This is a genomic window from Paenibacillus sp. FJAT-26967 (genome assembly GCF_001541095.1).
Taxonomy (GTDB): domain Bacteria; phylum Bacillota; class Bacilli; order Paenibacillales; family NBRC-103111; genus Paenibacillus_F.
In genome coordinates this window covers 116,913-133,025 of record NZ_LMXH01000003.1, presented here as the reverse complement: position 1 = coordinate 133,025, position 16,113 = coordinate 116,913, and the positions used below count along the sequence as shown (strand labels likewise).

General features: G+C 53.0%; 14 protein-coding genes. 5 read left to right on the top strand and 9 right to left on the bottom strand.

Translation table 11 applies throughout. The annotated features are described in order from the left end of the window. Nucleotides 1-64 precede the first annotated feature (64 nt). Entirely contained in the window at nt 65-487 is a 423-nt protein-coding gene (locus AR333_RS15285; protein ID WP_068776239.1) for a hypothetical protein, read from the bottom strand. A gap of 306 nt (nt 488-793) precedes the next feature. Here AR333_RS15285 and AR333_RS15280 point away from each other — a divergent pair, with 306 nt between their 5' ends. From AR333_RS15280 to AR333_RS15260, 5 genes are all read left to right on the top strand, one after another. Further along, the gene (locus tag AR333_RS15280) at nt 794-1,012 is read left to right on the top strand and encodes a hypothetical protein (protein WP_068776238.1); all 219 of its coding nucleotides are present in this window, start codon (nt 794-796) and stop codon (nt 1,010-1,012) included. Nucleotides 1,013-1,140: 128 nt separating this feature from the next. Beyond that, nucleotides 1,141-1,701, top strand: coding sequence for a DUF4912 domain-containing protein (locus tag AR333_RS15275; RefSeq protein ID WP_068776237.1), 561 nt, complete (start codon nt 1,141-1,143; stop codon nt 1,699-1,701). Next, nucleotides 1,698-5,039 (top strand): 1,4-alpha-glucan branching protein domain-containing protein, encoded by a 3,342-nt coding sequence (locus tag AR333_RS15270; RefSeq protein ID WP_068776236.1) that lies wholly within the window; start codon nt 1,698-1,700, stop codon nt 5,037-5,039. Before AR333_RS15275 ends, AR333_RS15270 begins: the two co-directional genes overlap by 4 nt. A gap of 75 nt (nt 5,040-5,114) precedes the next feature. Further along, the gene (locus AR333_RS15265) at nt 5,115-7,088 is read left to right on the top strand and encodes a glycoside hydrolase family 15 protein (protein WP_068776235.1); all 1,974 of its coding nucleotides are present in this window, start codon (nt 5,115-5,117) and stop codon (nt 7,086-7,088) included. A gap of 210 nt (nt 7,089-7,298) precedes the next feature. Further along, the gene (locus AR333_RS15260; protein WP_068776234.1) at nt 7,299-7,568 is read left to right on the top strand and encodes a DUF2164 domain-containing protein; all 270 of its coding nucleotides are present in this window, start codon (nt 7,299-7,301) and stop codon (nt 7,566-7,568) included. Nucleotides 7,569-7,591: 23 nt separating this feature from the next. Here AR333_RS15260 and AR333_RS15255 read toward each other — a convergent pair whose 3' ends face one another. From AR333_RS15255 to leuB, 8 genes are all read right to left on the bottom strand, one after another. Further along, entirely contained in the window at nt 7,592-8,281 is a 690-nt protein-coding gene (locus AR333_RS15255) for a response regulator (protein ID WP_068776448.1), read from the bottom strand. A 29-nt stretch (nt 8,282-8,310) separates the two neighbouring features. Further along, entirely contained in the window at nt 8,311-9,933 is a 1,623-nt protein-coding gene (locus tag AR333_RS15250) for a sensor histidine kinase (protein ID WP_068776233.1), read from the bottom strand. Between the two features lie 116 nt (nt 9,934-10,049). Further along, entirely contained in the window at nt 10,050-11,576 is a 1,527-nt protein-coding gene (locus AR333_RS15245; protein ID WP_068776232.1) for a tripartite tricarboxylate transporter permease, read from the bottom strand. A 15-nt stretch (nt 11,577-11,591) separates the two neighbouring features. Then, nucleotides 11,592-12,050 (bottom strand): tripartite tricarboxylate transporter TctB family protein, encoded by a 459-nt coding sequence (locus AR333_RS15240; RefSeq protein WP_068776231.1) that lies wholly within the window; start codon nt 12,048-12,050, stop codon nt 11,592-11,594. A gap of 30 nt (nt 12,051-12,080) precedes the next feature. Continuing rightward, nucleotides 12,081-13,112: a tripartite tricarboxylate transporter substrate binding protein gene (locus tag AR333_RS15235; protein ID WP_068776447.1), complete on the bottom strand. Its 1,032-nt coding sequence runs from the start codon at nt 13,110-13,112 to the stop codon at nt 12,081-12,083. A 269-nt stretch (nt 13,113-13,381) separates the two neighbouring features. Continuing rightward, nucleotides 13,382-13,768: a glycine cleavage system protein GcvH gene (gene gcvH / locus AR333_RS15230; protein ID WP_068776230.1), complete on the bottom strand. Its 387-nt coding sequence runs from the start codon at nt 13,766-13,768 to the stop codon at nt 13,382-13,384. 227 nt (nt 13,769-13,995) lie between these two features. Further along, a complete protein-coding gene (locus AR333_RS15225; protein ID WP_068776229.1) occupies nt 13,996-14,541 on the bottom strand; it encodes a peroxiredoxin in 546 nt (181 codons plus the stop codon). A gap of 249 nt (nt 14,542-14,790) precedes the next feature. Then, entirely contained in the window at nt 14,791-15,870 is a 1,080-nt protein-coding gene (gene leuB / locus AR333_RS15220; RefSeq protein ID WP_068776228.1) for a 3-isopropylmalate dehydrogenase, read from the bottom strand. Nucleotides 15,871-16,113 lie beyond the last annotated feature (243 nt).

The window sequence follows — 16,113 nt, the reverse complement described above, 5'->3', positions numbered from 1 at the left end:
AATCTGCACCCACATCCTGCCAAGTACTGCTCTCTCAAATTATGTTTAACCGGGAATGAAAGAATCAGCTCTGAGCGGTACGGCCCTTAACCAGCTTGCTTTTACGCTTGCTGAGCACTTGAAGACGCTTCTTCAGCTGTTCTTCCCACTGCGTATCATTCAAGCTCTTGGCAACGGATAGTAAATCCAGTCCCATATCAATCTGGCTTTTCACCACATCCAGAGGCTCTTCGTCTTCATGATTGACACAATTCTCAAAAATATTCGGCCCCTGTTTGGCTTCCACATAATCGATAAAGTCGACCTCGGACGCGCCGTCCCCGTGCGCATACTCTGCCAGAAGATCATATTCATTCTCAATCGTATGATGAACCTCGATCCGGTGACAAACCGGACAAAACAGAATAGGCACATTATGAATACTTGTTCTTATATGTTTAAGAGTCCCTTTAGACCCTATCATACTTGCACCGCAGCAAAAACTCATCGTAATCCCTCCTAAGGAACTTCCATTAGACTTAAGGTCTTCCGGAATCAGTTTACATGCGTGTTGCTTGTGATGCTTTATTTTACAACATACCTATTCCCTGACACAAAGGAAAATTCCACTACCTTTAGCAATATAGGCCTGTTTGACAGACAGGTTAAGCCGATATTCCCCGTGGCTGCGGTTTGCCCGGCCGCCTTCTAACCGTCCCTTCGCGCACATAAATATAGAAGGAACGGAACTTCGGCACAGCGCGTCTGCGCCGCCTGAAGTCCTCCGCCAAACCATAGATCGGAGGGACGTACGATGATCATCATCCCTATTATTTCCCGCCAAATTGCCTTCGCGAAGTATGACGGACAGACCGGGGAAATATCCGTCTACTATCATACGGGGAAGGTGGAATGCTATTCGGGTTTCGATCTGGATGATCTTCAAGCCATTGTGGATGCTTCCAACCGCTACGACATGCTGATTCATCTAACGGATCCCCAGCGGATACCGCAGCCCTCTACGACTACTTAAGGTACACCTAGCCCGTATACGTATTCTTTTTATTGAGCTGATCGGCGGCCTATCGTCCCGTTTCCCCGCCTGAACCCGGACGATTGTTAGAGTCCAGATGCATGCTGTGCTACAATGGATGCATCATTATGAGGACCGGCAGCAGCCGGACAGCGGAAGAGAGGTTAGGCTCCCTGCGGAATTACATGTATCCCCGTCCGTTGCCTGAACCGTTTGGAGATGTACATGTGATGGTGCAGCAGCCGACGGTGCTTTTTTTATACTGGATGGTATCGGACAGATTCTTTGCTATGCTTGATAATTATGGAGACGGCACGGCAGCATCCCATCTCGTGATCCGTTTAAGTATGGAGCCGGATAACGGGACGATTACCGGAGCTGAGACCCGCGATGTGCAATACGTGTGGCACACTCCGGCCGATCGCTCTCAACACTCCGCTTTCATTGAAGTCTGCAGCTGTAACGCTTTATGGACCGCTGAACTTGGTTTTAACGGAAGTGAACAGCGATTCGTTCCTCTGCTCCGCTCCGCAAGTGTCCGTACGGGATATGTAGCGGGTGGAGCCGGGGCAATCCGAGTAAGTGCAGTGGCGGAAGACGTTGACAAAACCCTCCTGCCTGCCGATTACCACTTGTACTCTACTTACACGATCTATCCGCAGCCCAAACAGGAGGGAGAACTTCTTTGAGCCCCCATGTACAACCCGTCTATACCGCTCTTGTCCTGCACGCTCATCTTCCGTTCGTTTATAACCCGGATGAAACTTTGACGCTGGAAGAGAACTGGTTCTATGAAGCTATGGCCGATGTCTATCTGCCATTTCTGGATCTTATGGAGCGGTTGGATAAAGAACACATTTGCACGCCGCTCACCCTCTCTGTGAGCCCCACCCTGCTTGCCATGTGGGAGAACCCCCGGATGCAGAGACGAACCCGGGAGCAGTTGGTTAAAAAAATCGAGCTGGGACGACAGGAAGTCCGTCGCCTGGCTGACGATCACGTTCTTGCGGAAGCAGCGGGCGGATATGCAGCGCATTATGAGCGTATGCTCGTTGTCTTTAAGGACATCAAGGGCAGCGTGATCACCAGACTTAAATATTTCGCCTCAAAAGGCTTGGTTGAGCTGATTCCAAGCGCAGCGACACATTCCTTCCTGCCGCTGATCAGAAACCCGGAAGCTGCCCGTGTTCAGCTTCACACCGCCGTTACGGAGTTCCGGCGGCATTTCGGGTTTGCTCCGGCGGGAATCTGGCTGCCCGAATGCGGGTATTCCCCCGGGCTGGAGCCTCTGCTGCAGGAGTTGGGCCTGCGCTTCACAGTTCTGGATGCGCAGCAGCCCGGCGGCGATCCGCCTTCCGGCTGCGAATCGCCAGGTCCTGCCGTCCCGTTCATCGGTCCGGGCGGGCTCAGGGTCTTCACCCGGGACGCGGCCGCTTCCGCTCAAGTATGGAGCCGGGAAGCCGGCTACCCGGGCCACCCCGATTATCGCGAATATTACCGCGATATCGGGTATGAGCTCGGCCGGGACGATCCGGCCGAGGCAGCGTACATCCGGCCCTATCTGCTGCCGGATGGCACGAGAATTGCGACAGGCTACAAATACTGTCGCATCACTTTCTCCGCTGCGCAGCGCGGAGAGAAGCTTCACGGGGACGGGGAGAAGGCCCCGTACGAGCCTGCCCGCGCCGCTGAGCGCGCTGCCCAGCATGCGAGAGAGTTCCTCGCATCCCGCAGGCAAGCGGCGCAGCGGCTGGTGCGCCCGCACGAGGTGCATGGCTCGCGCACCGCTGCCGGGTCCGGCCCGGACCCGGCAGCGATGACGGGCCCGGGCTCCCCGGATGCGTTCTCCCCGTGCTCGGCGGATATACCCGAGTTGCACGCGGCAGATGCACCTGCTCCGTACATGGCGGAGGTACCCGGTCTGCCATCGGCAGAAGCCCTCCGGCCCCGCTCGGTGGAGCTCTCCCGCCCTTCAGAGGGTTCCCCGGGGGATGCCGGGGACTCTGCGTTATTCCGATCAGCCGGGGTTATCGCTCCCGCTGATCGGATCACTTCACCACAGCCCGTTTCCGTCTGCGCATTCGATCTCGAATTATTCGGCCATTGGTGGCATGAAGGTCCATTGTGGCTGGAGACCCTGCTCCGTGAAGCGGACCGGGAGCAGGCGCCGCAATCAGCCGTGCGGCAGCCGCTTCCGGTATTTCCCCGTAATCCGCCAGCTAACTGCCGGGAATCTGGTGAACCGGAAGCGGCAGTCCGCCCACCGTCTCTCCCTGTACTCTTTATAACGCTGTCCGAATATGAGCAGCGTCATAGTTTTGCAGCAGGCCGCGCGCCAGCCTTGACCAGTTGGGGGCGCGGCGGCGGGGCACAGGTATGGCTCAACCCGGCGACGGCCTGGATGTATCCGCTGCTGCATGCCGCAGAGGATAAGATGATCCTTACTGCAGCCCGAGTGAATGCCCGGCCAAACAGTGCGCCCGATTCCTCTCATGCAAGAGTGCTGAAGCAGGCAAGCCGTGAATTCATGCTTGCGCAGAGCAGCGATTGGGCTTTTATGATAGATTCCGGCGAGATGTCCGCCTACGCGGCAAGCCGTTTCCGCACCCACTTGAATAACTTCTATCAATTGTTGGCTATGATAGATAATAGAAATGAAGATTCACCGGATAATCAGCAGCATTTGTACAGACTGGAAAAAGAAAGCCCGTTATTTTCAGATATCGACTGGAAATTATACGGGGCTGCGTATCCTGATCTGCGGCTGTCATACCCTTTAACCGCCAGCGGATCGTCTGAGAAGACGATTCCTGCAGCCTTTACCCCAAGCCCGGGATCTCTGAGTATCCTTGTGCTTTCCTGGGAGTATCCCCCTGACATTATCGGCGGACTGGGAAAAGCCGTCGGTGATTTAACTGCTCAGCTGGCCCAAGATGGCCATGACGTTCATGTCGTCACATGCAGCCGCGGCCCCGGGGCAGCCTGCACTTCTGTTAACGGAGTACACATCCACCGTGTCCAGATACCGGGAAACCCCGACCCTCCATTCTTCCTCGACTGGGTGCTCGCGATGAATGCGGCGATGATTATACGGATTCAGCAGCTGTATACGCAAGGACAGCAGTTTGACCTGGTGCATGCCCACGACTGGCTGGTCTATTACGCTGCTGCGGACTGCAGGCAGACGTTTGATCTGCCGCTTGTTACCACGCTGCATGCAACGGAGTGCGGACGCAAGCTCGGCAGGCTGGACGAGGAAGTCTCCCGGCGTATCGACGCCGCGGAGCGTAAGCTTACCCGCCTCTCCGACCGTATCCTCGTGTGCAGCGAAGCTATGCGCAGCGAGGTGGACTCTTTATTCGGACCGGACCCTGCCAGGTTGTCGGTTATTCCGAACGGCCTTCCGCAGGATACCTCCCTTTGGAGAGAGGTCCCGGAACTTCCCCTTCGGGAATCTTCATCCGGTTCCAGTCAGATTCTCTTTATCGGCAGGCTCGTACCGGAGAAGAATGTACAGCTTCTGATCAGAGCCCTTCCTTTGGTTTTGCAGCGCATCCCGGAAGCCCGGCTCGTTATCGCCGGTACCGGCCCGATGCTCCATGAGCTGCGCAGGCTTGCCCTGCCATACGGCGACCGTGTTCTCTTCACCGGATTCGCCGATGAAGACGCCAAAGCCCGCCTGTTCGCAGGCACGCGTGTCTGCGTAATCCCGAGCCTCTACGAGCCGTTCGGTATCGTTGCGCTTGAAGCGATGCGGGCAGGCGTACCGATAGTCGCATCCGGTACAGGCGGGCTTGCCGATCTCATCGAAGACGGCAAAGACGGCTTCAAACTGCCTCCGGATGATCCAGAGGCATGGTCCGAGCGGATTTGCCGTCTTCTTGAAGATGCAAAGCTTGCTGCAAGCTTCGTAAAAAAAGCTTCCCGGAAGCTCCGTAATCGCTTTTTCATGGGCAAAATCGCTGAAGATACGGTTCAAATTTATCAAGACGCCATAAATTGGCACGAATCGACAAAAAAACATTGACCTGACGCCTCTAAAACGGTAACCTAATGGCGAATAAAATAAGATTTACCAGTAACCAGGTAAGGAAGTGATTTTTTGCCCAGACATTTCGTTGTCGGTAACGGGAAATTTCTAATCAACCTTGATGAACACTCATTCATGCGGGATCTCTACTATCCCTATGTAGGGCAGCTCAATCATATCGGCGGGTATCATTGCCGGGTCGGCATTTGGGTGGACGGTGCTTTTGCATGGCTCGACGCTCCAGAATGGCAGTTTCAGCATGCTTACGTCGAGGATTCTCTCGTCACTGACGTCAGAGCCACTCATCCGGGTCTGGGAATTTCGCTGCGTATTCAAGACGGCGTGCATCAGCGGGAAGATATTTTTCTGAAGAAAATCAGTGTAGCCAATCCTTACTCGACAGTTAGAGAAGTCCGGATATTTTTCAATCAGGATCTCGTCATTAACGAGACAGAAGTCGGCGATACCGCCGCATATTACCCGGCCAATCACACTGTCTTCCATTATAAAAAAGACAAATACTTCATGTTCAACGGCAGCACCGGAACCGAAGGGATTTACCAGTACACGACAGGGGTCAAACGGTTCTACAATGCCGAAGGAACGTGGCGGGACGCCGAGGACGGCCATTTGATGGGCAATCCGATCTCCCAGGGCTCAGTCGACAGCACGATCTCATTCCGGATGCACGTACCGCCGGAAGGCGAGCACACCATGTACTACTGGATGAGCGCCGGACATTCGCTTGAAGAAGTCAAAAGCTCCGACCGGTATGTGCGCGAAAACCATCCGGGCAAGCTGCTCGACCGCGTCCAGATTTACTGGCAGCGCTGGGTAAACAAAACCCAGCGGTCTTATGCCGATCTTAACGAAGGCGTGATCCGCCTGTTTAAACACAGCATGCTGATCGTGCGGACGCAGACGGATGTCAACGGGGCCATCGTGGCCGCCAACGATTCCGACATCATGCAGAGCAACCGGGATCATTACAGCTACATGTGGCCCCGTGACGGCGCCCTCGTTGCCTATTCCATGTCCAAAGCAGGACATCAGGGGATGATGGAGCCGTTCTACCGCTTCTGTGCCCGGGTAATGTCACCCGAAGGCTACCTGCACCATAAATACAATCCCGACGGAACCGTAGGCTCCAGCTGGCATCCCTACGTTCACAACGGCGGGGAGCAGCTTCCTATTCAGGAAGATGAGACGGCCCTTGTCCTTTTTGCCCTTTGGGAGGATTACAAGCAGCACGGCAACCTGGAGCTGGTCCAATCGTTGTACCGCGACCTGATCCGCAGAGCGGCCCGCTTCATGGCTACTTATATAGACCAGGAGCTGAGTTTGCCCAAGCCAAGCTACGACTTGTGGGAGGAACGGTACGGCATCTACACGTTCACAGCTTCGGCCGTGTACGGCGGACTGATCGCCGCTTCCAACTTCTGCAATCTGTTCGGGGACGAAGAGCGCAGCAACCGCTACCGCCATACGGCAGAGAAGATCAAGAACGGCATTCTGAACCACCTGTGGGATGAGCAGGAAGGGCGTTTTGCCCGCGGTCTGTATCAGAAGGACGGCGTATGGGTTAAGGACATGACACTGGAGAGTTCCGTCTACGGTATCTTTGAGTTCGGCGTACTGCCTGCCGATGATGACCGGGTTGTCCGCACCATGCTTGCCAACAAGAATGGACTGTCTATCAAGACGCCTACAGGAGGCGTAGCCCGTTATTACAATGATTATTACTTCCAGCGTTCTCACGACCTGAACCAGATCCCGGGGAATCCGTGGATTATCTGCACCCTCTGGATAGCCGAGTGGGAAATCGAATGCGCCAAGAGCATTTCGGATCTCGAATCACCGAGACAGACCCTGGAGTGGGTGGTCCGCCACCAAATGGAGAGCGGCATCCTGCCGGAGCAGCTTGACCCTCACAACGGCGGCCCTGTATCCGTAGCTCCTCTCACCTGGTCTCATGCAACCTTCGTTCTATCCGTGGTCAAGTATCTGAACAAGTATGAAGAACTGCTGGAGAAATCCTCCTCTTAAACGAACAGTTGATTCATCATACAGATAGAACACGCAAGATGCACTCTTCTTCTGTACAACGTCCCCTATTCTGCGCATTCCCGCGTAGATAGCGGACGTTTTTTCTTTTGTCTTGTTCGATTCTGCGATTTACTTTTTGCACACCGATAAAAGGTTGTGGAATAATGAAGACTATACGAGTCTGATTTATGTCTACAGGAGGAATCGGCTATGAGTACATTCCGGCCATCCAGGCTTCCCACGGAAATCAAACAGCAGATGAAGAGTGATATTCAATTTTTTTTTGAAAAGGAGCGGGGTGAAACGATCGGGGATCTGGCAGCTGACGGGGTTCTTGAATTTGTTATTTCCAAGCTTTCTCCACATTTCTATAATGAGGGCATTAAGGACGCGCGAGCCACTATGATGGAACGGATGGCTTCGCTGGAAGAGGATTTGTATGCACTGGAAAAGCCTCTTCCGAGCGCTGCTAGACAATAACCCGTTGAAGTGACGCGCCGTAATCAATTCCGGCTCCGTACTGCTTTATATACGCGTTCCGGCCGGCCTACGAGCCCGTACGACAAATCAGCGGCAAGGCTGCCTGCGGATACGAGATGCTCCAGGTATCGGCGCGCCGTTGTCCGGCTGACGCCGATCACTTTGGCTGCCTGATCGGCTGTCATGCCATGCAGCTCGCCGGAAATTGCCGCGCTTACCTTATCCAGCGTGAGCTTATCTATGCCCTTGGGAAGGTAACTGCCGCCTGCGTAATCCCGGTTGTCCATTCCCACCATGAGCAGGTCGATCTGTTCTTGAGAAAGATGTCCGTTCTCAGCCTGCAGCCGCTCGAGCCGGCTCCGGTATTCGCTGTACTTCTCCAAGGATTCACGAAGACGTTCGAACACGAGGGGCTTAATAATAAAATCGAATGCTCCGCCACGGATGGCGCGCCGCACGGCATCCACTTCTTTAGCCGCCGTAATCATAATGACATCGGTATGCGGATGGTGCTGCTTCATATACTTAAGCAGCTCCAGCCCGCTGGAATCCGGGAAATAAACATCGAGCAGTGCCAATTCCGGCTCCAGAATTTCCAGCTGTTCCTTCGCCTGCTGGATATCAGTGGCAATGCCGCACACCTCGAATCCTATGATCTTACTCAGAAACCGCCGGTTGATTTCGGCGATCCGCAGGTCATCCTCGATAATCATCACACGAACTTTATCTCTGCTTCCCTCAATCACACGGAATCCCCCTTGTCCCCGGTTATGAACGGCTTGTATTGATGTTTGGGAAGAATAACCGTAAATAGCGTTCCTTCCCCAGCCTCACTCCGGTACGTAATAAATCCTCCGAGCTGGTTAACCGCATGGCGGACAAGTGCGAGCCCGATTCCCCGGCTTTGTCCTTCTTTTGTAGTGAATCCGTTCTCAAAGATCCGGTGTCCCTGGTCTTTCATAATACCCGGTCCGTTATCCTCACATTCGATAATCAAATCTTCCCCGAGGTCTGTCATAAACAGTCCGACGCTTCTTGCTCTGTCCCCTTTAGCGGTCAGCGTCGCCTCCATTGCGTTATCCAGCAGATTGCCCAGAATCGTAATCAGATGGTTACGGTCCATTTGCTTAGGAATATCTTTGAGACTGCTTTCTTCGTCGATTTGAAGATCCACCTTCAGTTCATGAGCCCGGTTAAACTTCCCGATCAGCAGACCTCCAATAATCGGATCGGGTACCTCCCGCATAATAAACTGGATCAGACTCTGATGCACGTTTGATTCCCGGCTGATCATATCAATCGCTTCCTGGTAGGATTCAAGCTGGATCAATCCCGAAATCACATACAGTTTGTTTGAGAATTCATGAGTCTGAGCCCGCAGTGCCTCCGCGTAGCGTTTGACCTGAGACAGCTCGTCGGCAAGCCGGAACAGTTCCGACTTACTGCGGAAGCTGGAAACCGCCCCAATCGGGATCCCATTGGATCCAAAGATAGGAATACGGTTTTCCACTGCTTCATGCTCGCCAATAATCATCTGCTGATCGAATTCAGCTTTACCGGTTTGCAGAACCTCCCCCAGCCTTGAAGCAGGAAAAATATCTTGAAGCGGCTTGCCAAGAAGCTGAGACGGATCTCCTCCGCCAATCATCTTGACAGCCGCCTGATTGACCATGGTAATCACACTTCGGGCATTCACCGCAATAACACCTTCACGTATCGACTCCAGAATCGCTTCTTTTTCCAGATAGAGCGCTCCGATCTCTTCCGGCTCCAGCCCCAGTGTTTCCTTTTTTACCCGGCGTGCTATATAAATCGCCCCCAGACTACCGAGTGCCAGTGCAGCAGCAGCAGCCATGACGACTTTACGGCTGTAGGAGTCGACCACACTCTCTACGTCCTCCATTAGAAACCCGACCGATACGACGCCAACCACTTTTCCGGCATCATCAAGTAAAGGAGCCTTGCCTCGGATTGCCATCCCCATAGAACCTACCGCCTTGGAAATGACCGGATGACCGGCAAATACCCGGTCATTATCGCCGCCGATCATAGGTTTGCCTATTCGGTCCGGCAGCGGATGCGAATGACGGATTCCTTCCGCATTTCCCACGACGACATACTCTGCGCCTGTCTTTAGTCGGATCCCTTCTGCAATGGGCTGAATGACGGTCGATGGCAGCGTATCATCCATAGCCTCCAAGATCTCCGTGTTCATTGCCGCCATCTCTGCTACTTTTAGCGCGCGTGTGCCGATTTGCTCTTCGATGCCTGTCTGCAGGATGTATTCAAAAAAAGCTCCCAGCACAACCACTAGTCCAAGCAGAAGCGTACAGATGATTAAGATCATTTTGGTTTGCAGACGCATCGGCGGCCTCCTTCTTCCGTTCAAAAGCGAAAGTACCCGCCCGTGATGGTCGGGACGGGTACTCGGATTTCTTCAGCATTACCCCAATCCCGTCAGATTGCAGGAAGAGTGCTGGACTAGCTTTCTTCGTTGACAAGAACTCGCTTCCCGCGCTTTTTTAAAATAAAAGGAACGAGCAACCATAGAATGGCAGCGATCAGAAACACAGCGGACAGAGGCTTGTGTAAGAAGATCATAAAATCCCCGTTCGAACCTGTCAAGGCTCTGCGCATGTTGTTTTCGATCATCGGTCCCAGAACAAGACCTAATACGAGCGGCGCAAGCGGAAAATCGTTCTTGGCCAGGAAGTAGCCGGCAACACCGCACCCCAGCAGCAGCATCAGATCAAAAACAGTCACCTGAACCGCGTACACGCCGAATACCGAAATCGCCATGATAATCGGAATTAAATATTTGGGCGGGGTCTCAATGATCTTCGCGAATACTTTGACAAGCGGCATATTCAGAATCAGCAGCATCAGATTTCCGATAAACATACTGGCAATAAGCCCCCACGCAACCTGCGGATGTTCCTCGAACAGCAGCGGACCCGGCTGAATGTTGTACATGATGAGCGCGCCCATCAGAATCGCGGTTGTGCCCGACCCCGGTATACCGAGCGTAAGCAGAGGAATCATCGCTCCCCCGGAAGCCGCGTTATTCGCCGATTCGGGAGCCGCAACTCCTTCGATTGCGCCTTTGCCGAATTTTTCGGGATTTTTACTGATTTTCTTCTCCATTATATAGGAAAAGAAAGAAGCGAGGGTGGCGCCTGCACCAGGCAGAATTCCGATAAAGAAGCCCAGGAATGACCCCCTAGCAATCGGTCCGGCGCTTTCTTTCAGATCCTGGCGTGTCGGCAGAATACGTGTGAATTTGACGACGCTGCCTTCGTTCGATTCTTTCTCCAGAATCGTCTTGAACACCTCGCCAAGAGCGAAGAGGCCCACGGCAACCGTTAAGAATTCGATGCCCTGGTACAACACGGGGATATCGTACGTAAACCGTGCTACACCCGATACGCTGTCTATGCCGATTGTTGCAATCAGCAAACCGAAGACCGTCATCATGAGCGCTTTGGTCATGGATTTGCCGGCCAGGCCGCTAACCGCTGCAAGTCCAAGCAGCATCAGAGAAAAATACTCAGCCGGACCGAATTTAATCGCAAGCTCCGACAGCGGCCCCGCAAGGAAGATCAGTCCCAGCAGAGACACTAGACCGGCTGCAAAAGATCCAATCGCGGCGATCGACAAGGCAGAGCCGGCGCGTCCCTGTTTGGCGAGCTGGTAGCCGTCGAGCGTCGTGACCACCGAGGATGACTCCCCGGGTGTATTAAGCAGAATCGATGTGGTGGACCCGCCATACATGGCGCCGTAATACACACCCGCCAGCAGAATGATAGACGATATTGCCGCTTCCTCAGGCGACAGCCCCGTTGTCAGCGAGGAAGTCACCGGAATCAGGAGAGCGACCCCGCTCATAGGGCCGATTCCGGGCAGAACGCCGACGGCGGTACCGATCAGCACACCAACGAAGGCGAATAGAAGATTATGCCACTGCAGCGCAACGGCAAAACCGTTAAACAAATAAGTTAGTGTATCCATGGTTGTCCCTCCTGCCTACAAACCTAACCAACCCGGGAAGGGAGGAAGCGAGCCCTTCAGTACTTGCACGAATAGCACATACACTCCCCCGGAGAAAATTGCGGAAATGAGCAGCGACTTCACCCATTTACCCCGTTCCATCGTCTGGAACCCTACCAGCAAGAAACCAAACGTCGTGATGACATACCCCAGAGGTTCAAGCAGCAGGCAGTAAGCGACCGCCGCACCCAGCAGGATACCGAAACGTTTGTAATCCAGCCGGGTACGCTCACCGCTCTGAGACTTATAACGCAAGGTTTCTGCAAGCAGGCGGACACTGAGCAGCATAAGCAGAATGCCAAGTCCGAGCGGGAAAATATTCGAGCCGACATTACTTCCGTAGGCACTGTCCATAATCGTGGTGCTTTGCCAGACAAAGCCAGCCCCGATCAGCAGGAAGGCAACGCCGGCATAACGGTCAAACGTTGTGTTCATTGCGCTGTCCTCCAGTTCATCCAAGATTGATTATTTCGCCATGCCCAGCGCCGTCAGCATATCCTTAACCAATGTTTCCTGCTTTCCCAAGAAGGTTGCGAATTCTGTGCTGCCCAGATAATCCGCTTCCCAGGAATTAGCCTGAAGCTCCTTTTTCCAAGCCTCGGATTCATGAAGTGCCTTCAGCTTGGTCTCCCAGTAAGCTTTAGCATCGGCGGTCATTTCTTTAGGGCCGAAGACGCCGCGCCAGATGTTAAATTCCGCATCCAGTCCCTGCTCTTTCATCGTCGGGACATCTTTTAGGATGCCTTCCAATCTTTTGGGAGCGGAGACCGCCAGCACTTTCACTTTACCGGCTTTAACATATTCGCCTACACTGGAAGCATCCGTCGCGATTACGTCCGCATTGCCTCCGAGTAAGGCTGTCATTGCTTGACCGCCGCCGTCATAGGATACATACTTCACTTTCTTCGGGTCTATGCCCGCTTTATAAGCGGGAAGCACCGCTACTAGATGGTCCATTGAACCCGGTGCAGAGCCTCCAGCCACAATAACGGTATCCGGGTTCGCCTTGAGCGCGTCCAGAACCGACTTAAGATCCTTGTACTTCGAGTCAGCCGGCACAACAAGCGCCCCGTAATCTTTGGTCAATTGGGCCAGCGGCGTTGTATCTTTGTAACCATACGGGCTGTTTCCTTCTTTTTTCAAATTATTAATAAGGATAGGGGGTGAATTCACGAAGAGACGATAGTCATTTTTCTTATCCTGTGTGGCATACTGAGCCATGAACACAACTCCGCCACCACCCGGTTTATTCTCCACCGTCATAGGCTGCTCCACCAACTTCGCTTCGCCCAGAACTTTTGCTACAGAACGGGCGGTTTTGTCCCAGCCACCCCCTGCTCCCGAAGGAGCTACTACGACTAGAGGCTTTTCAGGGTATTTCGATTCGCCGGCTGCCCCGGCTGCGCTCGGCTTACTTTCTCCGCTTCCGCAGGCTGTCAGACTTAGAGCCAGTAATCCGATCAAAGTCAGCGATAACATCCGGTGCTTCTTTATCATTCTTGTCATTAAATTTCCCCCTGAAATGGAATATTCTTTATTGATAGCGCTTTCTTTTAAAATTATTCTCATCTTATCACCCCGCTTCCCAGGTTCCAAGATTACGGAGATAAGATGATTAAGATACCTTTTTATCATTTTGTTCATTTTGTTCACGACATGCAGATGCTCATCCAGACATACAGAATAGTAAAGCGGGAACAGACCCGCTCCAGGGTCCATTCCCGCTTCTCTTCCCCATTTCGGGGCGCTTCCGTTATTTCCTGATCTTACTCCTGCGCGTGATAGATTTCTGCATAGCGTTCCGCCGTCCACAGCAGCTCAAGCTCCTCCGGATTATTGTATTCCATCACAAACAGCCAGCCGGAACCATAGGGGAACCGGTTTATAAAATGTGGCTCCTTCCTCAGAAGCCAGTTCGCCGATACCACTTTGCCGGATAAAGGAGCAAACAGTTCCGACTCATCCGTCACCGTCTCCATACTGCCTAGATAATCACCCGCCGTGACCTCATCGCCTTCCTGAGGCAAATCCGCGAATACAACCATTCCCATCTCTAGCTGGGCATAATCCGTTAGTCCGATTACGGCCCGTTCCTCTTCAATCCTCACCCACATATGTTTTGGGGTATAGAGCAATTCTTTGGGGACCTCCACTCATCCCGCCTCCTTTGTTCGCAGATGTTCCTCTTCAGCTCCGACAGCGGTTTGGGCATGCATTGGGCATGAGGCATAGCCGATTCGGCAGTCTCCTGGAATTCTCCCGCAGCACTCGGACTACCGGCGGCACGAATGCTGTGGAGAGTAAATAAAAGCTCCCCGCTTCCGCCCGAAAGCGGAACATGAGGAGCTTGTACTAATCCGTTCAAACTTAACCGGAATAATTACACAGTCAGATTCTTGTCGCCTGGTTTCCAGTTCATGGGGCACAGACCACCGGATTGAAGTGCTTGCAGCACGCGAAGAGTCTCATCCACGCTGCGGCCTACATCGTTGTGGTTAACAACCTGGTACTTCAATTCGCCTTCCGGATCAATAATGAACAGGCCGCGAAGTGCTACGCCTTCTTCTTCAATCAGAACACCATAGTCGCGGGATACGGATTTAGTCAGGTCAGCTGCGAGAGGGAAATTCAGTTGGCCCAGACCGTTATCGTTACGCGGAGTGTTGATCCATGCACGGTGAGAATGTTTGCTGTCTACGGATACACCGAGGATTTCTGTTTTCAGATCTTTAAAAACAGAAGAAGCTTCGCTAAGGGCAGTAATTTCTGTCGGGCATACAAATGTAAAATCAAGCGGATAGAAGAAAAGAACAAGCCATTTTCCCTTGTAATCGGAAAGTGAGGCTGTACCAAATTCCGTTCCATCTCCGTATGCTGTTTCCATAGTAAAATCAGGGGCTGGTTTGCCTACCAAACGTTCTGCCATATGCAATAATTCCTCCTTCAAATGTTTCCTAGTCGAGTAAGATGGTATCACCCACTTATAGGAAAGTCAATATTATAAGCTATACTAGATGATAATTATTATAAATACATCCCATTAAATGTAAAGTTAATATCGGGAGTTTCATCCTGATATTCCGCTGCATCGTCTGCTCCGTTTTAACAGCCTCTTCTATAAATAAGAAGGCGCGCAGAAAGCAAATGTCTCTCTCTGCACGCCTGTTAATAGAGCTTACTTACGGATAGCTGCAACGATCAGGTCGCCCATAGCCGTTGTGCCGATCGCTTTGGACTTGTCGACTGCGATGTCGCCTGTGCGGTGTCCGGCATCCAACACTTCTTTCACGGCGCGTTCGATCGCATCGGCCGCTTCGTGATAGCCGAATGTCAGTCGGAACATCAGCGCGACGGATAGAATCGTGGCAATCGGGTTCGAGATGCCTTGACCCGCGATATCCGGCGCAGAGCCGTGTACGGGCTCGTACAAACCGAAGCTTCCTTCGCCCAGGGATGCGGAGGACAGCATCCCGATCGACCCGGTCAGCATCGCTGCTTCGTCGCTCAAAATATCACCGAACATGTTCTCGGTAACGATAACGTCGAAGCTTGATGGACGGCGCAGAAGCTGCATCGCACAGTTGTCGACGAGCACGTGCTCAAGCTCGACATCCGGGTAATCGGCCGAGATGCGGATCACCGTTTCTCTCCACAGACGGGAGGTTTCCAGCACGTTGGCTTTGTCTACCGACGCCAGCTTCTTGCTGCGCGTACGTGCGATCTCGAACGCTTGGCGGGCAATACGCTCTATTTCGCTTACGTTGTAAGCGCAAGTATCTACCGCTTCCTGGCCGTTCTCCGTCTCGCGGCGGAATTTCTCGCCGAAATAAATACCGCCTGTCAGCTCACGGACCACGATCAAATCCGTTCCGTCAAGCACTTCCGGCTTGAGCGTAGATGCATCCTTCAGACAGTCGAACACGACAGCCGGACGAATATTCGAGAACAAGCCGAGCGCTTTGCGGATTCCGAGAAGACCGGTTTCCGGGCGAAGCTCCTTCGAGTTGTTGTCCCACTTGGGACCGCCAACCGCTCCGAGCAGTACGGCATCCGCGCGCTGGCACATTTCCAGCGTTTCCTGCGGCAGCGGCGTGCCCTTCTCATCGATCGCGATACCGCCAAACAATCCGTGCTCCGTTTCAAAACGGTGGCCGAAAAGCTCCTCGGTCTTTTTAAGAACTTTCTCCGCTTCCGCAACTACTTCCGGTCCGATACCGTCGCCGGCGATAACGGCGATTTTTTTTACGTCTGACATGTTCGTTCACTCCTTTGGATTGTCCGTAACTGACAGGACCTTTACTAACCGGGTCCCTACTCTACCTTCTGTTGTACCATATCTGGACAACCCTGGCTAAGATATAAAAGCTATCAGTTTCATAGGTTTATCCTATAACATGCCTGAATAGCATATTTACGTTATTTCCTGCTGCATCTTGTACTGTCAGCTTGTCATCTCGCCATTATTCCTGACATCTTCAAGCCCCTACCTTTTCCTTGG

What these genes read in the sequence shown, in the direction of transcription:
- AR333_RS15240 (WP_068776231.1), bottom strand. Translation starts at nt 12,050, where the DNA reads ATGAACACAACGTTTGACCGTTATGCCGGCGTTGCCTTCCTGCTGATC.
- AR333_RS15255 (WP_068776448.1), bottom strand. Translation starts at nt 8,281, where the DNA reads ATGATTATCGAGGATGACCTGCGGATCGCCGAAATCAACCGGCGGTTT.
- AR333_RS15235 (WP_068776447.1), bottom strand. Translation starts at nt 13,112, where the DNA reads ATGATAAAGAAGCACCGGATGTTATCGCTGACTTTGATCGGATTACTG.
- AR333_RS15280 (WP_068776238.1), top strand. Translation starts at nt 794, where the DNA reads ATGATCATCATCCCTATTATTTCCCGCCAAATTGCCTTCGCGAAGTAT.
- AR333_RS15225 (WP_068776229.1), bottom strand. Translation starts at nt 14,541, where the DNA reads ATGGCAGAACGTTTGGTAGGCAAACCAGCCCCTGATTTTACTATGGAA.
- AR333_RS15285 (WP_068776239.1), bottom strand. Translation starts at nt 487, where the DNA reads ATGAGTTTTTGCTGCGGTGCAAGTATGATAGGGTCTAAAGGGACTCTT.
- AR333_RS15275 (WP_068776237.1), top strand. Translation starts at nt 1,141, where the DNA reads ATGAGGACCGGCAGCAGCCGGACAGCGGAAGAGAGGTTAGGCTCCCTG.
- AR333_RS15245 (WP_068776232.1), bottom strand. Translation starts at nt 11,576, where the DNA reads ATGGATACACTAACTTATTTGTTTAACGGTTTTGCCGTTGCGCTGCAG.
- AR333_RS15250 (WP_068776233.1), bottom strand. Translation starts at nt 9,933, where the DNA reads ATGCGTCTGCAAACCAAAATGATCTTAATCATCTGTACGCTTCTGCTT.
- leuB (WP_068776228.1), bottom strand. Translation starts at nt 15,870, where the DNA reads ATGTCAGACGTAAAAAAAATCGCCGTTATCGCCGGCGACGGTATCGGA.
- AR333_RS15260 (WP_068776234.1), top strand. Translation starts at nt 7,299, where the DNA reads ATGAGTACATTCCGGCCATCCAGGCTTCCCACGGAAATCAAACAGCAG.